16 protein-coding genes and 1 pseudogene are annotated in these 18,726 nt (G+C 35.2%); 5 read left to right on the top strand and 12 right to left on the bottom strand.

Features of this window, described 5'->3' with window-relative positions:
* Window positions 1–14 precede the first annotated feature (14 nt).
* The 5 genes from ADIARSV_RS02545 to ADIARSV_RS02565 all read right to left on the bottom strand — a co-directional run bounded on the left by ADIARSV_RS02545 (window position 15) and on the right by ADIARSV_RS02565 (window position 6,902).
* On the bottom strand, window positions 15–1,343 hold the full coding sequence (locus ADIARSV_RS02545) for a relaxase/mobilization nuclease domain-containing protein (RefSeq protein ID WP_016193789.1): 1,329 nt from the start codon (window positions 1,341–1,343) through the stop codon (window positions 15–17).
* Window positions 1,328–1,735 carry a plasmid mobilization protein gene (locus tag ADIARSV_RS02550; RefSeq protein WP_016193790.1) on the bottom strand — a complete coding sequence of 136 codons (408 nt, stop codon included), beginning with the start codon at window positions 1,733–1,735 and terminating at the stop codon, window positions 1,328–1,330. The genes ADIARSV_RS02545 and ADIARSV_RS02550 overlap by 16 nt, the downstream gene beginning before the upstream one ends.
* Window positions 1,736–3,077: 1,342 nt before the next feature.
* Window positions 3,078–4,667 (bottom strand): DUF262 domain-containing protein, encoded by a 1,590-nt coding sequence (locus tag ADIARSV_RS02555; RefSeq protein WP_040298842.1) that lies wholly within the window; start codon window positions 4,665–4,667, stop codon window positions 3,078–3,080.
* The gene (locus ADIARSV_RS02560) at window positions 4,664–5,695 is read right to left on the bottom strand and encodes a hypothetical protein (protein WP_016193794.1); all 1,032 of its coding nucleotides are present in this window, start codon (window positions 5,693–5,695) and stop codon (window positions 4,664–4,666) included. The genes ADIARSV_RS02555 and ADIARSV_RS02560 overlap by 4 nt, the downstream gene beginning before the upstream one ends.
* Entirely contained in the window at window positions 5,685–6,902 is a 1,218-nt protein-coding gene (locus ADIARSV_RS02565; protein WP_200864701.1) for an AAA family ATPase, read from the bottom strand. The genes ADIARSV_RS02560 and ADIARSV_RS02565 overlap by 11 nt, the downstream gene beginning before the upstream one ends.
* 127 nt (window positions 6,903–7,029) lie before the next feature.
* Here ADIARSV_RS02565 and ADIARSV_RS02570 point away from each other — a divergent pair, with 127 nt between their 5' ends.
* On the top strand, window positions 7,030–7,404 hold the full coding sequence (locus ADIARSV_RS02570; RefSeq protein ID WP_040298844.1) for a GIY-YIG nuclease family protein: 375 nt from the start codon (window positions 7,030–7,032) through the stop codon (window positions 7,402–7,404).
* 157 nt (window positions 7,405–7,561) lie between these two features.
* Window positions 7,562–8,956: a DNA cytosine methyltransferase gene (locus ADIARSV_RS02575; RefSeq protein ID WP_016193797.1), complete on the top strand. Its 1,395-nt coding sequence runs from the start codon at window positions 7,562–7,564 to the stop codon at window positions 8,954–8,956.
* Here the strand turns inward: ADIARSV_RS02575 and ADIARSV_RS02580 are convergent.
* The 3 genes from ADIARSV_RS02580 to ADIARSV_RS02590 all read right to left on the bottom strand — a co-directional run bounded on the left by ADIARSV_RS02580 (window position 8,949) and on the right by ADIARSV_RS02590 (window position 12,847).
* Window positions 8,949–9,734, bottom strand: a complete 786-nt coding sequence (locus ADIARSV_RS02580) for a PmeII family type II restriction endonuclease (protein ID WP_052016930.1) — start codon at window positions 9,732–9,734, stop codon at window positions 8,949–8,951. The two genes, ADIARSV_RS02575 and ADIARSV_RS02580, sit on opposite strands and share 8 nt — an antisense overlap.
* A 429-nt stretch (window positions 9,735–10,163) precedes the next feature.
* Window positions 10,164–10,379, bottom strand: coding sequence for a hypothetical protein (locus tag ADIARSV_RS02585; protein WP_016193799.1), 216 nt, complete (start codon window positions 10,377–10,379; stop codon window positions 10,164–10,166).
* Between the two features lie 23 nt (window positions 10,380–10,402).
* On the bottom strand, window positions 10,403–12,847 hold the full coding sequence (locus ADIARSV_RS02590; protein ID WP_016193800.1) for a hypothetical protein: 2,445 nt from the start codon (window positions 12,845–12,847) through the stop codon (window positions 10,403–10,405).
* Between the two features lie 422 nt (window positions 12,848–13,269).
* On the opposite strand from ADIARSV_RS02590, the gene ADIARSV_RS02595 reads away from it, so the two are divergent.
* Together ADIARSV_RS02595 and ADIARSV_RS02600 are read left to right on the top strand one after the other, a co-directional pair.
* Window positions 13,270–14,139 carry a hypothetical protein gene (locus tag ADIARSV_RS02595; RefSeq protein ID WP_016193801.1) on the top strand — a complete coding sequence of 290 codons (870 nt, stop codon included), beginning with the start codon at window positions 13,270–13,272 and terminating at the stop codon, window positions 14,137–14,139.
* A 952-nt stretch (window positions 14,140–15,091) separates the two neighbouring features.
* Window positions 15,092–15,883 carry a hypothetical protein gene (locus ADIARSV_RS02600; protein ID WP_016193804.1) on the top strand — a complete coding sequence of 264 codons (792 nt, stop codon included), beginning with the start codon at window positions 15,092–15,094 and terminating at the stop codon, window positions 15,881–15,883.
* Between the two features lie 391 nt (window positions 15,884–16,274).
* Here ADIARSV_RS02600 and ADIARSV_RS22320 read toward each other — a convergent pair whose 3' ends face one another.
* The 4 genes and pseudogenes from ADIARSV_RS22320 to ADIARSV_RS20350 form a co-directional block, all read right to left on the bottom strand.
* On the bottom strand, window positions 16,275–16,511 hold the full coding sequence (locus ADIARSV_RS22320) for a helix-turn-helix domain-containing protein (RefSeq protein ID WP_016193805.1): 237 nt from the start codon (window positions 16,509–16,511) through the stop codon (window positions 16,275–16,277).
* A gap of 9 nt (window positions 16,512–16,520) precedes the next feature.
* Window positions 16,521–16,646 (bottom strand): annotated as a pseudogene (locus tag ADIARSV_RS22970) (recombinase family protein); the annotation flags it as partial.
* Window positions 16,606–16,863, bottom strand: a complete 258-nt coding sequence (locus ADIARSV_RS22325; protein ID WP_316929483.1) for a recombinase family protein — start codon at window positions 16,861–16,863, stop codon at window positions 16,606–16,608. The gene ADIARSV_RS22325 and the pseudogene ADIARSV_RS22970, both read right to left, overlap by 41 nt.
* A gap of 260 nt (window positions 16,864–17,123) precedes the next feature.
* Window positions 17,124–17,708, bottom strand: coding sequence for a cupin domain-containing protein (locus ADIARSV_RS20350; RefSeq protein ID WP_016193806.1), 585 nt, complete (start codon window positions 17,706–17,708; stop codon window positions 17,124–17,126).
* Between the two features lie 493 nt (window positions 17,709–18,201).
* Here ADIARSV_RS20350 and ADIARSV_RS02615 point away from each other — a divergent pair, with 493 nt between their 5' ends.
* The gene (locus ADIARSV_RS02615; protein ID WP_016193808.1) at window positions 18,202–18,555 is read left to right on the top strand and encodes a hypothetical protein; all 354 of its coding nucleotides are present in this window, start codon (window positions 18,202–18,204) and stop codon (window positions 18,553–18,555) included.
* The last annotated feature ends 171 nt before the right edge of the window (window positions 18,556–18,726 follow it).

Below are 18,726 nucleotides of genomic sequence, written 5' to 3' on the forward strand. Positions count from 1 at the left end.
ATTCAATTAGATCGTTAATGGTGCATCCTTTTTTTTCTTTTACGTTTGAGTTTTGGATCAGGCCCCTGTTTATCCTCCCATTGTGGTAAAAAAAGTTCATCGGGAAGTGATTCCCTGGTTTTGTTTAATGCCACTATACCTCTTAGAGGATTCTGATCTTTTTGATGGAAATCCGCACCTGATGGATCCAATTGTTTTTTGCCCGGTTCTGCTACATTATTGAGACTAGTACTTTCAATTCTCTGCCATCCAGTTAAGGATTTTTCCATCCTGTCATCTGTTATATCCTGTTTAGCAAACCGATCATGAATAGCGGCAGCACTAAATTCTTTTCCAATATCACTGCCTTTGAAAGCGGCCTTATGTTTTTGGTCAATATAGGTAACTCCATAAGTAAATCCTTTATCATTTGTATGAAATAGTACTTCGACATCGATCTTCCTACATTCTTTCATCCAGTCACCTCGTGTGAGGATAAGTGATGAATCCAGTATTTGGCTCAGCCGCTCCTTGAGCTCTTCCTTCATCGGTTTGCGTATTTCCTTGTTCTGCATAAACCGTTCTTCCAGACTAGCTAATGTTGGTTTGCCATAAATGATGCTTGCTTTGATGGGGACGCCAATCTTGTTTCCCTTTTCATCCATAAGACTATAGATCAATCCTTTTTTTTCAAACATCTGCGAATCTGCCTTTCCCCGATCGGCTATAACATTAAATTTTCTCAGGATAGCATTTAATTCGGTCAGACTAGTGTAGTTATAGCCAGATGTAACGGCTGCAACAATATCAGTAACCGCTCTTTTTGTCTCGGCCTTGCCGTAACTCACCTTATTCAGATCTAAGGGTTTGAGCCTGATGTTTTCTTCCTGCTTTTTACTTTCGGCTTTAATCAGTCCAAATTCAATCTCTAAGTCCTTTCTGGCTGTTTCTGACCTGGTCCTTCCGATGTTGTGCAAATCTATCCGGCTTCCATCGGAACGAATAATCGTACTGACCAGATGAATATGATCATGGGCGGCATCACGATGACGGTAAACCAGGAAAGGCTGATCGCCGAAGCCTATCTTTTCCATATAGGCAGAAGCAATCTGCTGCAATAATTCATCATCCGGTTTTTCTGATGGATCAAAGTTGAGTGAGATATGCAGCGTATTTGTTTTTACTTTTGGATTCAATTCCATCAGACCTTCGAAACGAGAAAGCTTTTCATAAAAGTTCAGCTCCTGTGCCTCCCTTCCATATCCGGAAGCACCAATACAGGCCGCCTTCCCCTGCCCGACTTTATGTTCATTATAATTCAACACACCCAATATCCGTTTACCGATCTTTATTTTTGCAACCATTTCTTTGATAATTGAGAAATCAGGGAAAGAAGCAGATTCATTTTCACATCGGCCAACTCATACTGTCGGGAGATTTTTGAAGCATAAAATAGTTTCTGCAATTCTTCAGGTGACTGGTGAAACTGCCGGGTAACCTGGTTTATATTTACGCCAATTGCTTTGATCTCCCGATGCAGTAATATGAGTTGCTCCATCGGGCCGTTCATGGAAGCGTCTTTATGAAATACAGTAATATTTTCCTGTGAAAGGATTTTCCGAACCAGCTCTCCGACTGAACGACAGTTGCTTTCCCTGCTCATCTTTTCCAGCCGTTTGAATACTTCTTCTCTTACCCTGGTGCGTACCGGAAAGCTTAATACCTGTTCCTGATCGGTTGCTTTTCTCCTTGCCATATTGTAAAATTTGATTCTCTTAATAGCAGAGACGAGTCCCGAGTCCCTGTCTCAACTGACTTGCACCCGGAAGGAAGTAGATCCATTTTCGTGGACGAAAATACATCTTGCTCATTTCGGGGGAAATGTAACTTTTCTTAGAATTTTTTATAATCCTATAAACTGACCTTTTTATCGCTGGTTGTGCCCGGCTATTGTTAATGAAATCATCAAAATATATCAATCTGAAAATCACTTCACTGATTAATCATTCCTAAATGGGAGTTATTTACAAGGATCCCCTCTGCCTAAACTCCTGCTAAAGATTTTCTTTTTTGCCTTAATTTTTCCTTTCCATTTCTTCCATGAAGTCTATTTCATGTCCAACAAGTCATGAATGATGGTTAGCTGATTATGAAAAAAAGGATTGCTAACTTTTAACGATGTGTTTCCATAGCTTATCAATTATTTGGTAGCAAAACTCTGCTATCAGTTAGCTAAAATCACTTAGTTAGGATTTAGGTTAAGAGAGATTTAAAAAATCCAACTACAAAAAAGAGTATGTATTGCCTTTAAAAGACCCAGAAAATGTTGACGTCCAGAGGCGAGATGTAGGTTTTGTGCCTTTAGCGGATTACGTCAACTATTGGAACATTGTCTGGAATGTGAAAAACTATGAAAAAGACCTACCAGGGTTGGATGAACTGAATGGAATAAAACAATAACATCTTGCTAGTCGAGTATTCGGGGAAGAGTAAAATAAACTGTTAGCATTACTTCATAATAGGTGTTGGCTTGGCTTTATGCTTTATTTTCAACTCTTCCCATTTATCTCACTAACCAGTTTAAAACTTAGTACGGGGGAATTAAAGAAAAAGGATAAATTCTGACGTTTTGTACTATTCTTTAATTTACTTCCAAAATTCATCTTATATATTCAAAAAAGTAATTAGGATGATGTTATAAGAAATTAATCACTTTGATTTAGTAGATAATAATACTGAATTAGCATAATTTGATATCTTTGGTAAAGGACATAAGCTACTAAATAAAAGGTATTGTTTAAGATATTTTATGAGACGATGTGGTTTTTCCCTTTTAGTTAATCAAGATTCAACACCAATTTATACAATAAATTTGAGATATTTGATTCTTGTTTTATAATTATCGTTATGTTAAATAGAATCAATTATCTTACCCTCTTGCGACTTTATAATATAAGCGCTTTAAAGAACCCTATCTTGTGTTTTAAACTGTCTACTGAATTTGGCACCAACAACGACCTACAACTCGCTAGCTTGATACGCTTTATGACTATGAAATACCTCGAGGAGAAAGTCTGTCGCCTGATTAGTCAAATCGTCTAATACAAATCCAAAGTTTCATAACCTGAATAGTTGATACCTAACTCACGAACAAATTTTCTCTCAGAGCTTTGAATTATTGATTCTCTTAATCTAATAAACTCGTCAATTTTATTAGCTCTGTACAAATAAACGAGTTCAGGTGTAATGAAAAACCTTTCTAGTGTAGTTGTATCCTCTAATTCAACAAAATTATGTAAATTCTTCTCAGAGGAATGCATCTCATAGTCGGAACTTGCACGTAAAATGATGTTTCCAGGCGTTCTTTCCTTTTGGCTAGCGACGAATACCTCTCTAAGTCTTTCTCCAACATCCATATCCATTTCATCATAAGCATGATTTATCATGAACAACTGTAATGTCTTCGTCCTAACACCAGTAAAATTGATTTTTTCAGGGAATTTTGCGGACTCAAAATTTTCGACAATTTTAAGTATCCCATCCTCATGTTTACCTTGAGCAAAGTTCAGAAACCTTTTATATGCAGCTCGTTGTTGTGAAAGAGAGTAAATTGTAAAATAGTTTGAATAGCTAGTTATCCAAAACCATTTCTTAAGATTTTCTACATTCTTAAAAGAAGGATTCTTATTAATTCTGAAAAAATCAGCTATAAAGATTAACTGTGTAGGATAGGGAAGCAATCTTACATCCCAAACTTTCAAATGTTTGTGCAGAAAATGAACAGCCATTTCTATATGCTCAAAGGAAGTAAAAGTGAGATATTCTAAATCGTGTTTTAAAAGATCTTCAACCTTAACGTCAAAATGCACTTTATTTCTGCTGGTTGATATACAATTTAGTACAGTGTCCCTTTTCAAATTTTCAAAATTATATATACTAAGCTTATTTAGAAACTCAGTAATCGCTTCGCTAAATAGAAAATTTGTATCAGGATTATAGCTCAAAGCAGACAACATAAAATCCTGAGATATCTCTGTACCAGTGGAATTTATGCGAGAAAATATTTCAACGGCACTTTTAATATCTCCACCTCTAATTTCTACAAAGGGTATTTCATAGTCATAAAATGTCTTGCTGATTTCTTTTGCATTCTCAATTAATCTAGTGCTTTCACTCTTATCAAGGATGTTACTCTCTAATTCTTTAACAAAATCCAAGAACTCAAAAGTATCGACAATCCGGTGTAGCGGCATGTAGTAATACCTTTTTTCATGATTATTCTTTATATAAGTGAACTCGCGATCACTTAGATTATAAAAAATATTAAACTCTTTAGCTCCTATTAACTTTTCATTTTCTGCATAATCATCCGGGTTAACCAAGCAACCAAAAAGCGTACTAAGTCGCTGAAAACCATCTAAGACATACTTTAAGTCCCGTGATGTTTTTTTTACATGATACGGGCCTATATATTCTCTAGTTTTGAATTCAGCATTAGGAGACCATAGTAAAAGACTTCCTATCGGATACCCTTTTAAGATACTGTCAAACAACTCCAGCATCTGTTGCGGTTTCCAAACGAAATCTCGTTGAAATACAGGTATTTTTATCGCACCTGCTTTCATGTTTGCAATAAGATTTATAAGCCTATCCTTATCGGGCTTTACATTTAAAGGTCTTTCTATCATATTAATTTTGCGACCATTTGCATGATACTTTCTAACTCTACTATATCTTCTAATATACCCGACGGAACTTCCGCTTTAACGGAATGATGTATGCACCTCTGTTCCAAAATTACTCTATTGGAGGTTATTAAGAACAATTCGGAGGTTCTGTTTTTATGATCTTCCAAATATTTATCAAAATTGAAAAAATCATACCCATCAGGGGTTAGTTGGTCGATCTCCTTTTTAGCTTCCTCCGTTAATTGTTCAATATTACTGAAAAGTAATTCCTTTGGTATATAATTTTCAATTTCCCTTTTATAAAGCATGTGCCAATTAATTCTATCCTCATTAGCATATGACCATTCTACTACATTAGTAATATCAAAAGCTCGGTCATTTTTCAAGTAGGTTAATGCATTATGCCACTTATTATTAATAGATACACTATTATCCCTATCGCTATCAAAAACCGTCATTAGTTTGTGTCGTTGAATGTCTACGTAGTTCCCACTAATATATGCTTTAATTACTTTTATCAGCTCTCCAGCACCTCCAAGGCCTACAGGTACCAATCGATTACTTAAGTATGCCTGCTGAACAGCTTTAAAAACAGTTTTCTTTGTGTTGTGATTAGCATAATTATCGATTATTCCCTTAATGAAATTCCAATCATTAGTCCCGTTTTCTAAAAAGATGAGAGATGGTAATTCTGAAATACGTAATGCATCATTAGGTGAAGTTTCATCGGCCTCTAGTCCGATGACAATAGTCGTAAAATAAAATTTTTGAGGTTGGGATATATAGGCTGATTGTTGAAGAATTATATCGATTCTATCCTCTAACTCTTGTAATATAGGTTCAGGTAAATACCTAGCAGTAATAGAATTATCAAAAAAGGCATTGTCGTCGTTATATATAATTTCGGTTAGATTTTCAAAATCCCACAGATACCTTCTATCTGTGAAATCCAATATCAATCGCAGCAAGGTTTTTTGCAATTCCGCATTATCCACATAAAATAACGCTGGATTAAATTTAAATATCATTAGATTGACTTCTTTTCCTTTTTAAAGCATTCTTTATTTCTAATATTTCATCTAAATTTTCATTAAACACGCCCTCTGGCCAGTTTGACAATCCTCCTTCTTTATCGATTGTGATTTCAAGAAGCTCCTGACCTTCATTCTCAGCATCATCAACCCAATATATAACAACATCGTCTTCTGTGAGACCAAAATCATTATCAATTATCAATTTTCGAATCCTTAATATAAAGTTTTCAGCATGTGTCTCGATAATAAAACTTTGTTGGTAGTTTTTCGCAGACCTTGCAAAAAGCTCAGCTAAATCAGCGTGAGCCGCAGGATGAAGGTGTAGTTCCGGTTGCTCAAGAACTATTATGGAGTTTGGATTAGAAATGTTCGCACGTACCACAAGTGGTAACGCCTGATTCATCCCTTGTCCAACATCAACTATGTTAATTTCAGCATCGTCTTTGGAGAGAAATACCTCAAGATATGGTCTATTCTTCGAGTTTATCTTTAGCTCCCAGCCATTAAAATGTTCTTTATACCAAGCTCCCACCTTATGATGTAAATCGTCATTCATATACTCACTTACACCTAAAATCGGGTAAGCATATTCACCTTTCACTCCTAATTTATCATAAACCATTTTTCCAATCAGGTGAAACTGACGATCCGGAAGAATTCTAAAAGGCCCAATGTAGTCTACATCGAGCCTGAGATCTGCACTTATATGGTGTAATAGATCTGTACCATCATCGGTTTTCAATTCCTGAGGTACAAAACCTTTAAAAGAACAGGTATACCTTATGCCTTTACTATCAGTATAACCTGTAGACGGTGAATAACTTAGTTTTAATGTAAATTTTGGTGAAATATATTCCCACTTAAGAATTTTTAGTTCGTATTCAGCTGTCGTCGATAATACACTTACATTCAAATAGTGCGCGTCATCAAATCCAAGTGAAAAGTTTACCGGTACGCTTGGTTGTCGATTATAAACCAGATCTCTAAATTCACCACCAAGGCTTACATCATTATTGCTTAGCATCAAGGGCTCTTCATAGATTCCCGAGAGAGAATTTTCCAGCAAAGTAAATAACTTCGCAATGGAACTTTTACCTGAGGAATTTTTACCTATTAAAAGGGTGATGGGCTTTATAACCACCGTTTGTTCGGTTAAAAATGCTTTATAGTTAGAAAACGAAAGCGTTTGAATTTTCATCATATAGATGCAAGTTTGGATCAAATCTACCAAATAAATGTCCACAAATAGCAATCGACTTAGAACCCTTAAAATTATAAATGTTGTAATAGCCGTTTAGAATTGTCTTAGTTACGCGTAACTTTATAGAATGGAAAGGAACGAATCAGAAATAATAATGAATCTTTACAATGAACTTATTCAATCCAAAATCCATCCTATTCCGCAGATCGGAAAGATAGACAGAACTACGAACCACGGCGTCTATATTATTTATGGCCCCAACGATGATGTTCTTCATGTTGGGATGGCTCGCTCAGGTATTGGGGGATTGAACCAACGACTTAATGATCACCTTTTGAATAAAAGCTCTTTTTACAGAGGCTATCTGGGAAAAAAGAATATTTCACTAAGACAAAATCACAAATTTCGTTATTTAGAGATAGAAGACCTACGAACCAGGGCTTTAGTAGAGTCTTTAACTGCTGGATTACTTTGCCCAGCACACTTTGGAATTGAAAAGTAGTTGTCCTCTACAAACTTTCAAAACCAATCTCCAATTGATTATATCTTACTATATATCAATTTTTTACCGACGATAGATAACATTTCAGGCTTAAAATCAATTTTTACACGAAGTAATTTCTTAGCTTTGGTATATAAATCCAGTTTCGCTATAGAATATGTACCAGGAAAACTTTTACTCAGTTGAAGATGCTGCAGAGGCACTAAACTTCTCACCTCAATACGTCCGCAAACTGTTAAGAGAAGATAAACTGATAGGCGTTATGGTGGGTAAAACATGGGTCATTCCATCAGAAAATGTTGATTCTTTTGATATAACAAGCCACCAATTAGCTAACACTGAATTAGATAGAAAAAGCACCTTACGGGTTAAAGTCGGTATTCCAAAAGTTTTATCTTTTTTTTCTGGAGCGATGGGTCTTGATTTGGGTCTCGAAAAAGCAGGATTTCAAACCCTGCTTACATGTGAAATTGACAAGGCTTCTAGAAAAACCATCATTTTCAATAAGCCCAATATTGGCCTAATAGGAGATATCAGAAATTATTCAGCAGATCAAGTTCTAGAATTTGCTGGATTAAAAAAAGGTGAACCAATAGAATTAATGGCTGGAGGTCCTCCATGTCAGGCATTCAGTACTGCTGGAAATAGAAAAGGGTTTGAGGACGAAAGAGGTAACGTTTTTTTGAAGTATCTAAGCTTAATCGAAGATCTGAAACCTCAATATATTGTGCTTGAAAATGTTAGAGGAATTCTTTCAACGAAGTTTTCATTAGAAGCAGACGACGATATTTCAAAACACTTCACGCAAGCATTTAAAGATACACCAGGATCGGCATTGTACTATATTAAGAAAAGACTTGAACGTGCAGGATATATAATTACATTCAACCTGTATAATTCAGCGAATTTTGGTGCTCCACAAATAAGGGAGAGAGTAATTATAACTGGAACTTTGAGTGGTGAACCTTTGCCATTTTTACATCCGACGCATAGCGAGAATGGAGAATTTGGACTTAAAAAATGGAAGACTTTCAGAAAGGCCATTCAAAATTTACCTGATCAATGTGACTTTGTCAAGTTCCCAGAAAAAAGACTGAAGTTCTATAGACTTTTATCTGAAGGACAAAACTGGAGGAATCTATCTCCGGAGCTTCAAAAAGAAGCATTAGGTAAATCATATTATTTAGGCGGTGGTAAGACGGGCTTTTTCAGACGAATAGCGTGGGATCGACCCGCGCCTACTGTGGTTACTCATCCCGCTATGCCAGCTACTGATCTGGCCCATCCGGTGGAAGATAGGCCATTATCAGTTCAAGAATATAAACGCGTCCAAGAATTTCCAGACGACTGGACAATTGAGGGTTCTACTTTAGATCGATATCGCCAAATTGGGAATGCTGTTCCAGTAAGCTTAGGAAAAGCTGTAGGTGAATTGATAATGTCTGCTATAAAAGGAGACAAGAAGAGCCCTATAAATGATTTTAAATTTTCCAGGTATAATAATACATCTAACAAGCAATGGCTTATAGAGATTGAAAAGCAGATTATTTAATTTGTTTACCCTTTTTTGGCGTTGGTACTTTTACCTCGGTCAATGAATTAAATTTAATCAACTTTGCCCAATCAATTGCCCCTGCTTCATCTGTAAACTGAAGCAAAAATTCTTTTTCAAGTCTATTTTTTAAATTTCCATAAGATACATTGAATTCTTGATTTTGCCTCTCAGCCTCATGTCCAATTGGGACAATTATATCAATAAAGAGATTAGGATCACCTGATATCAGTTCCCAAAATCTTTGTCCACACATTTTATAGTAATTACCTTTCGCCTTTAATTCAGACTTGTCTTGAGATCTACCATAACAGCAACCGTTCACACAAATTGTTTCGACCTTCCCTCCTGATGTACTTAGTCGTTTCCGAGCAGTATTGAACTGATCAATTAACTTCTTGTACTGACTATCGTTTCCCCAGTTAGGTCCGGATTTTATAGCAACTAAGTACCGTTTACCATCCTTTACAAAGTCTAAATCAATGCCATCAACTGCGGCCTTTTGTCCGCCGTACACTGCCTGGTTGATATAAATCGCTAATCTTTCAAGCCAGTTCCCGAATATTCCTTCTTCACTCGACGAGAGAAAAGCAGACAAAATACCATCTATAATTTCGCTTGCGGTAGTTACATTTTTGGCTTTAAATAAATATGGGTTTTTGGCTCGAATAACATCACTAAGTTTTATACTATTAACCTTAGCTAACCGTTTCTCGTGAAAATCTTTAATATTATTCTCAACGTATCTTGTAACATCGTTTAAATCTAGTTTTGTCATGTTCTCTACCATCTTTGAGACCAATATCAGAAAAAGAATTGAGTCTCAACCTGCAGTATATTATATATGTTTAAAGGATGATCATACGAGTAAGTAAATAATTCCTGCTTCAGTATTTTTTTAAATATTCAGATTCCAAAAATTCAAGTTTGGTATTTAAATACAGCATCATGTCGTATGCTTTACGGAGTGCATCTTCAAATAGTTTTGCATGGGTCGAATAGGCCCCGCTCTCGTATCCAACAAGTGCAAATTAACCTTTAATTTGGGAAAACCCTATGCTATAAGGATACTCACATGAAGACGTATAATCAACATTAACAGCAAACGTCTTTTCTAGATTTTCAAATATGTAATTATTACCATACATCTCGATCAGAGACCAATTGTAACAACAAGTATCTTTATGTCAGTATATTAGCTGTTTTTCTATTCTTCGAAAATAGAGTCGGTGTCGCCATTCCAAAGTAAAGTGTCTACATCTGAAATTATCATTCCTGTCGAACCATAATGACTTTCTAACCTTGTAAGGTCTAGTTTTGCTTTTTCATGAGCTTCTGAACCTGTTGAGGCTGAACGAATTGGTCCTCTTTTTTGATTAACAGAGAATATTCCTGTCGATAAAATTGCTCTTTTCTTTTTCATTTTATTTAGTCTTTTATGATTAACTAGCATCCAAAGCCTATGCACTGGCCCCCTATCCTCATTCTTGGACCAGAGTTGCCACCACCTCCGCCTCCGAATACCCTTCCGATTGCACCTATCACTTCGTTAGTGACATTTCCCGCACCTCTTAGAACGGCATTCGCTCCATCCTCCCCTACACCTAATACATTTTTTAATATCTGAGCTTGTTCGTCTACAGTTTTTCCTAGTCCCTTTAATAATTTAGCAGCATCTTGATTATCTAATTCAAGTTCTTTTAATACATCAACTATTTCGGTGCTTACTCCTTTTAGAGCTTTTCCAATTTCTTCAATTGGCTCATCTAGCTTTTTCAAAATTTTATATGCCTCAATAGGTGCTACTTTCATAACAGAAAGTAAGGCATGTGCAATTTGCTCAGTTGTATACTTAGCATTCTGTAATAAGGATGCAATTTCTTTTGCAGATTTTCCATATCCATCCCTGAAAATTTCGGTAGTTCGTATTAAACTATATCCAGCATTCTTAAGAAGTTTTGCAGAGTCTTCAAGCGATTGTCCAAATGCAGTTGTTAAATTCTCTGCAATACGTTTTGCTTCTTGCAAAGCATTGTCAGCAATCTTGATTATACCATTAAGAATGGCTTTTAACCATTCTTCTCCAGATTTAAGCAATAAAATAATTAAATCAATTATTGCCCTTCTAATTACCTCTTCTAATGAACGAATATCTTTTATATTAAACGACAGATTGATTTTTTGACTAGAACCATTGAAGCTAAATCCAATCATTAGGAATGCCTTTTCATCTGATGTTTGAGATTTGATAGTAAAAAATATTTCACATTTGGTAGCAAGATTTAAAGAGAGTTTACCTAATACTCCTAAATCGGCTTTTAGACTAAGCAATTGAGCATCAAATTTAGATTCCAATTTGAAATTATTAATTGAATTTAATAGACAGTCTATTTGGACTTTAACAAAACTGAGGTCTAAATCATAATAAAATTGCAACCCCTCCTCTTGAATAGTAGCACCAGTCTTAAACTTATAAATGTCGAAAAGGTTTACAGAGACATCCGTTCTAAAATATATTGGACCCTTACTTTCAAAATATAACTGAACACCTCCCTTTTTTATAACCGGCCCCTTGTAATTTGGTGGGCTACCAATACCATCACCTTCTATTTTAATTAAATTCGCAATGTTGATAGGTTCTATGATAATGTTTCCCTTTGTTTGTTGTTCAATCGCGGAAAAATCACAGTAGGCATCTAAACCAAGAATGTTTACACCTGAGCTTAAGGCAATACCCTTTTTTGCTTCTACTCCATTTAATAGAACTCTACTTTGGCTGGGTTCGCAGTAATAAAAGTATGTGGAGTAAAATTTTGCAATTTGGTTCAAAAATTCTGGAATTTTAATGATTTTACCAGCAAAAAGTTGAACAATTTTGCTTAATGTTATTTCTTTAGCAAACGCCTCTATTAATATTGGTATTAAGGTTGCTTGAGAGGTGCTGTTATAAATTATCCTTAGTTCTCCATCGTTTAATATGTTTCTGCTTGCAGAAACACTTCGGGGCTTTACCTCTTGACCAATTGCAAAGTCAGCAAACAGCCCATAATTATATTCAGGTTGGATAAACGAACCTTGGATATCCAATTCAACATTTCCAAGATAAATTCCATCTCCTGCCAAAAAGTATGGTAGATTTAACTTTATGCTTCTATTGATTTTTATCTTTGCCTGATATAAGTCTTTGTTAACTATAAATGAGGAAGGTACTAGAGTTGAAGTAAAAGGCAAAGTTAGAACACCAGATACTTCTATACTTTGTCTGTCTATAAATTGAATTTTATTGACTAATATCTTAAATACACTAGCGATTGAACTTTCAAAATTTAATTCTTTGATTACTTTATAAATGCCTTCTGGAGTTCGAGTAATATGAAATAATGTATTTGGAAGATTTATTTTTTTTAGTAAATCACTTTTTATATGCGTTATAATACCAACACCTTTTGTTATTCCTAATTCATAAATTTTGTTTTCGTCAAATACGATTGTAGCTTTTTCTAAATCCATAGAAGAGTGAATGAACATTGTCTCCTTAAAATCTACAGGCAATGCTCTCAATATTGTTCTAATCGAACCATCTACTTCATCTTCCCATTTACCATTAGGTTCAACAGTAATCATATAATCTAAGTCTGGGGTGTTAAAGAAAGCCAACCTTATTTCAAAATACGTTAATGAACCTTTTACATGTATTTCTCCTGTTAATGAAATAGTGTCAGCATCAACCAAGTCATATTTAGAATTCATAAGGTTTATGATGTTGTCAACAATTTTGACAAAATCGTCCAATTGCTCTGTAAGTCTTGAGTTTATCCATGATAAATCAAATTGGAATGCCTCACCACTTTTAATCGTTTGCAGTTCTGCTTGTAGTTCTTGATATGTCATATATGTTCGTTTTCACTGTTATGATGGATAATTAATTATGCACTGTCCTCAACATGGTTGGTAACTCAAAATACGAAACTTTATTGATACTAAGCAAACTCATTTATTTTTATAAACTATTGATATCAAGGTGTATATCTTGATATACAGAAATTATTCAACATTATCAAAAAACCGTGGAATTCTAAGACTCTGGCTCCCGTATCAAATAAAGAGGGTTTTGTGATATAAACTTGGGCTCAATAGGATTTTTTATTTTAGAGTATGCTTAAAAATATTGACTCCCAAGAACAAATGCTACAGCAAAGTCGTGGTAATTTTTGTACTTTCTTTTAATTTACCCCTATATTCGAATTCATTTAGGTGGAGAACTGCGCGAATAGGCTGCGCACAAGTATGCTAAATGGAGGAAAAACAAAGCAATGAAATGGTACAATATTGACGAAGGGCATCACCCGAGAACTGATGAGCCGGTATTTCTCGCGAAAGCGCCTACTGATGACCTGATGAACGAATGCCGTTTGGGAAGGTTGGTTTTTGAAGATAACACCGGTGAAAAAGGCTGGTTTGTTGACAATAATATCCATGTAATTAGCTTGAATTCTAGAAAATACTGGTCCAGGCTAATTGAGAAACCTATTGGCATTCCGGACTCGGAAAACGAGCAAAATCTTAAAGATTTCCTAGAAGATTCTATGGGCATACTCCGACTGTTCGAGATAAAAATGCAAAAGCTTGCGGCATGTATGATCAGCAGCGGCAACGGAACTTATTATTTAGATTATTATGTTTCCGGTATTCTGAACAGAAGCCTTTCCCTTATCTACGGATTTGATACGCTGATCGGAACCTCTAATTTTTTGTCCGCAGCCCACCTGATCCGACCTCACCTGGACAATTACCTACGGCTTTCAGCGGCTTGGCTGGTGAACGATCCGCATATTTTTGCGGGCAACGTTTGGAAGGGAGGTGTAATTCGAAAAATGAAGGACAGAAATGGCAAAGCAATGAGCGACCGCCACCTAAAAGAAAAAGCCTCTGAAGACTATCCGTGGATAACCGATGTGTATGAAGCAACATCAGGTTTTATACATTTCAGCGAAAAGCACATCCGGAATGCAACCAAGCTTTCTAGTGCGGAAGAAAATAGTCTGACTACCTTCATCGGAAAAGTAGACAATCAGGTTTCCTATCAATCAAAATTAGAAGCGACCATTGGGATGATAGAAATATCCAACTGCATTGCCAAACAAGTATATGGCTATATAGAGACCAAGCGGATAAAGGGATAGAAATATAATTAAGGAGGGGCTGATATGTCAGGGTCTATGAAAATAGAAAAAGTGTATGGCCGGATTTGCCTGATCCAGCTTGGCCAACGCCATATCCGAGATAAAAACTGGACACAACTTGCCTACATGTCCGTTTTGGAGCACAATAGACATGCATAAGTCTTCATTTACAATCGGCTATGCGTTCGTTTTGTCCTGTGGAGATTAAACGGCGTAAAAAATCTAACATATCTCAACTTGAATAGTAAAGTTCATTCTTAGCTGCCAAAAGAAAAATTGAGTTTTGGGTCCTTACGATAAAACTGAGTTTTAGCGCTAAATTAAGTGTTATGAATTTTTCGATTTTATAGTGCTTCGATAGAACAAGTTTGGAAGGCCAGTACACTGTCAGGATAGGCTTTCAAGAATTGTTTTAACCGTTATACTTTGTGTAAAATAACGATCGTTTTTGTGCACCTTCATTTCTCCCCCTCCCCAACTACTCCCAACTTTTCTTCCGATTTACCTGTCTTTCGAAAGGGTTTTTGCATACCTATAAATGGTATGATTTTCTTCAGGGTCAAAAAGTCATAACTTTTAACCTTATTTGAATGTTACTTCTTTAAAACAAATATCACCTAAAACAACGATCCTAAAATTAGGGTCAGAAATAAAATTTCTTTAGGATTTGTGACACCAAATTTTTGCCGATTTTTGAAGAAAACATTTGGTTATGCTTCATTTTCTTCACTAGAACAACATTTACCTACTCAAATTGACGCTTTGCATAAAGCGGCGTGTGATGTAATCTTAAATATAACCGTATAATTGTTAGTGCTTATAGACTATACGACTGGTTAATCTTCGAGCGATACTGCTGGCCACGATTACATAGGTATATACATTTTTAGCAATTAGTGGGTATATAAGTGAAAAATAAGTATTATTCTAATAAAATATAAGATGTAGCTTAATGGAACAAAAAATAATGTTTGATTATTTGACGAAAAAAATTTCTGTAATGGATAAGGAAATGTTGCCGTATAACACATCTTACGATTGTGTTATACGACAATTCCGAAATCTAGAAAAAACCGGAAATGAATGGCAACTTACGTTCGGTTATCTTTTCCGAGACTTGCAATTTTTTGAAGCTCCATTTTCTTTTTTTTATGTACGAGTGGATTACTTACGGCAGATTTCAATTTATTACGATTTTACTATCACAATTTTCGATAAAGACTTCATAAAATACACTAACTTTAGTGGAAAAGCAAACTCGATTCCTTTTTTTTTAAACGTGTTAAACTTTATTAATAATTTTATTGAACTACATAATTCTTTCGAGCGTCTCAACCTTGAGTTATTAAAGGAAAGATTAAACGTAGTTGGTAGAGTGAGCCTTTTGGAGATTCTGAAATCGATTCGATTTGAAATTTATGAGAGTGGTGCTACAAGAGTAGGAAAAGACAATGTCTTTTGGAATGAGGTAGTTTTTTGGAGTTATAACGACTTGGATTATTTTAAAAACCTGTTAAAAACATTTTTAACCGAAAGTTTCCATGAACCAAATGTTATAATTAATGATTCTATAGAAGAATATCATATTGCAATAGAGAACGAGAGTGCATCGGGTCGTTCCTTTAATCGTAGATTATTAGTAGATAAAGAACTAGAGACTGAAATAAATTTAAGATTAGCACTCTGGTTTGAAAAGAATTTTGATGCAAATCAATATGAGTGTGATTTGTTCATCTTAAAGTGATTTAAAAGTAAGGCTTACATTATATCTGAGTTAAGACAATTGGCCGTTTGCTAAAGGTCGTAACCTCATTGGGTGCGCTTCGCTCCTTTCTTATGGACAAAATATCTCGTAATTTTTTTTCTGGTCACTAATGCAAAAACCCATCTCACTTTGTGGCTTTTTGGGTTTGGCCAACTTTGCATTTAAGGAAAGATCGAATCAATGGTTATATTTACCTTATTGCTTATTAATTTCCAATTAATGGTTAACTTGCCGTATTAATCACTCGATCGATGGCTTTCTACAACTCTTTAACTTGTAAAAGAGCCTCCAGGTTTAATAGTTACTATTTCATGCGAGTTTATTAATAACCTGCGGCGATGGGTGTTAATGAAGCCAATTATATACATACCTATTGTGATACATCTTTTTCCTGTGCTTCGATATATTTCAGATACCGGTATAAAGTTGATTTGCCAATTTTAAGGATTTCAACTATTTCAGCAATAGAGTAATTCTCTTTTGTTTTCATTCGGTAAGCCCTCTTTGCGGTCTTTAGATTATCGGGAGTTAGTCCAGGTTTTCTTCCTGCCTTTATCCCTTTTTCTTTAGATGCTTTTAAACCGGCCATTGTACGTTCAACAATCATTTCACGTTCAAACTCAGCCAGGGCAGCAAAAAGGTTAAATGTAAATCTTCCAGTAGGTGTTGATGTATCTATTTGGTTATGTAGGCTTATAAAGTCAACTTCGTGTGCTTTGAATTGATCTACAATGTCGATCAGATTTTTTTTTGGATCGCCCTATTCTATCGAGTTTCCAAACTACAACCTGGTCTCCTTTTCTTATCTCTGACAAAAGCTTTTGCAGCTCGGGGCGCTCGTTATTTTTGCCTGATAACTTTTCTTTGTAGATTCTCTCGCAACCTGCTTTTTGAAGCTCACGAAGTTGCATGTCTAAATTTTGGTCTGTGGTACTAACCCTTGCGTAACCAATTTTCATATTTGGCGATATTTCTCTCAAATATACAATTTAAGAGAAAAGTTTGTGGCACCGTTTTAAGAGAATATCTAAACGTACCTTACAGCTTGGAAAGACATTTTTTATATCGTGGGATAAGGTTAAAAATTGAGTGCCATTAAACGTTCGTTTTGAGAGACTCTTTCAAAAAATAACGAATACAGCAGTTACTTAAATGGGTTTGGAGAGTTAATTTATAATATGGGTATAGCGCTGTTTGGTAACTCTTGACGTGGTTTTCTTTAATTAACCTCAATAGGTGGCCCAACTACTGGAGAATCCGGATCTATTTCTTTGTCTGGCATTTTACCATATGTACATAAATATTTGAAGAATTCTTCGTTTTTGCCAACAGGCTGGTGTATTGAAATAATACTTCCTGGATTGTTTTCTATTGGGTTAGCATAGGTATGCGGTGTGCCTTTTGGTATGAAGACTGTATCTCCAGTAAATACCTTATGCACCACATCCCCTAATTGAACGAGAAACTCGCCTTGCGCAACATAAAAAATTTCGTCCTGATGTTTATGGATGTGTAGTGGAGGACCTTCCTTAAAAACGAATGTCTTCGATGTCGGTGCAACAATTAGCAATTCTCCCTGGGTATCTGCTCCTGATACAACGCATCGACCAATTGCGTCTGGAGTTGTCGTTTGAATGCCATCAAAACGACTTTCATTAGACTTAACAATAAATGCTTTTTTTACCCGTTCAACTCTTATCAATTTCCCTAAGCTACTAAATGCTGTTGCTGGAACAGCGAGCATCGCGGCCAACATAAAATTCCTTCTTTTCATCATATATCTAATATAGAGAATAATCTGCATTTAGCTAATGCAGATCGATCTAACTATTTGCTTTTTATCTTTCATCGAAAAGTTCGTTTTGAGAGACAACCATTATGGTTGAGCCTTCTAAAATATTATCAAAAACTCATTATCAATAATACTAAAAAAGGCTTTGATTAATGGAATGAGTTTATGATAATCCGCAAAAAAGAAAAAGATCGATCAGGCTTAATAGGGAAACATTTGGTATGTTCAGTTGCGGTACCTCAGGGGCAACAATCAATTCTTAAAAAAGGAGGGAATAATGATAGACTATATTATAGGTTATATTTATAAGTTATATCAAGGTTTATTTATAATTTATTCCTATCTGATACCAAGTAGCTAGTGAACTTATCAAGAATTGGTTTTATTCTTTACCCAAAAAAAAGATATCAGTTTAAAGGACATGCTGCTAGTATATTTTACGGTCTATTAATTTGATATTGTTATCAAGACATCGTTATAAGGTGTTTAATAGTTATATTAGATTATGTCGAATAACGTAGTGAATCATAATGAGGAATTTTTAGAAATCCAGATTGCCTTGTCTGATGAAAGTCCAGCAGGATTAACTGAGCTGAAAAAACATATAACCAAGCAGGAAATAAAGGGCGTTATTTATGTTGAAGTGTTGCGGGATACCGTTAAGACAGGACAAATGGGTATAGGTGTTAATATGAATGCGCTAGGTGCAACTATAAAAGTTTTAGAAGGCTCCGTTGTTCAATTAGTAAATTGCTTACAGAAATATGTTGACAATTATATAACTAGTATAACTGTTACGACAAAGGAAGGGATAGTTATTGAGATTAGCCATGGTCGTAGTTTGAACCAGAACAGTTAAAGGGGATATAAAAAGCACTTAAATAATTTTCGCTGACTCAATTATCTGGATATGTAATCAATGATGTTAACAAGAATTCATTGTATTAATAGAATATTCAAATAGAATTTAGTAACCACCTACTACTGTAGCATTAATCATAATGCCGTTGAAAATATTATTTGTAACTAA

Source organism: Arcticibacter svalbardensis MN12-7, from assembly GCF_000403135.1.
GTDB lineage: Bacteria > Bacteroidota > Bacteroidia > Sphingobacteriales > Sphingobacteriaceae > Arcticibacter > Arcticibacter svalbardensis.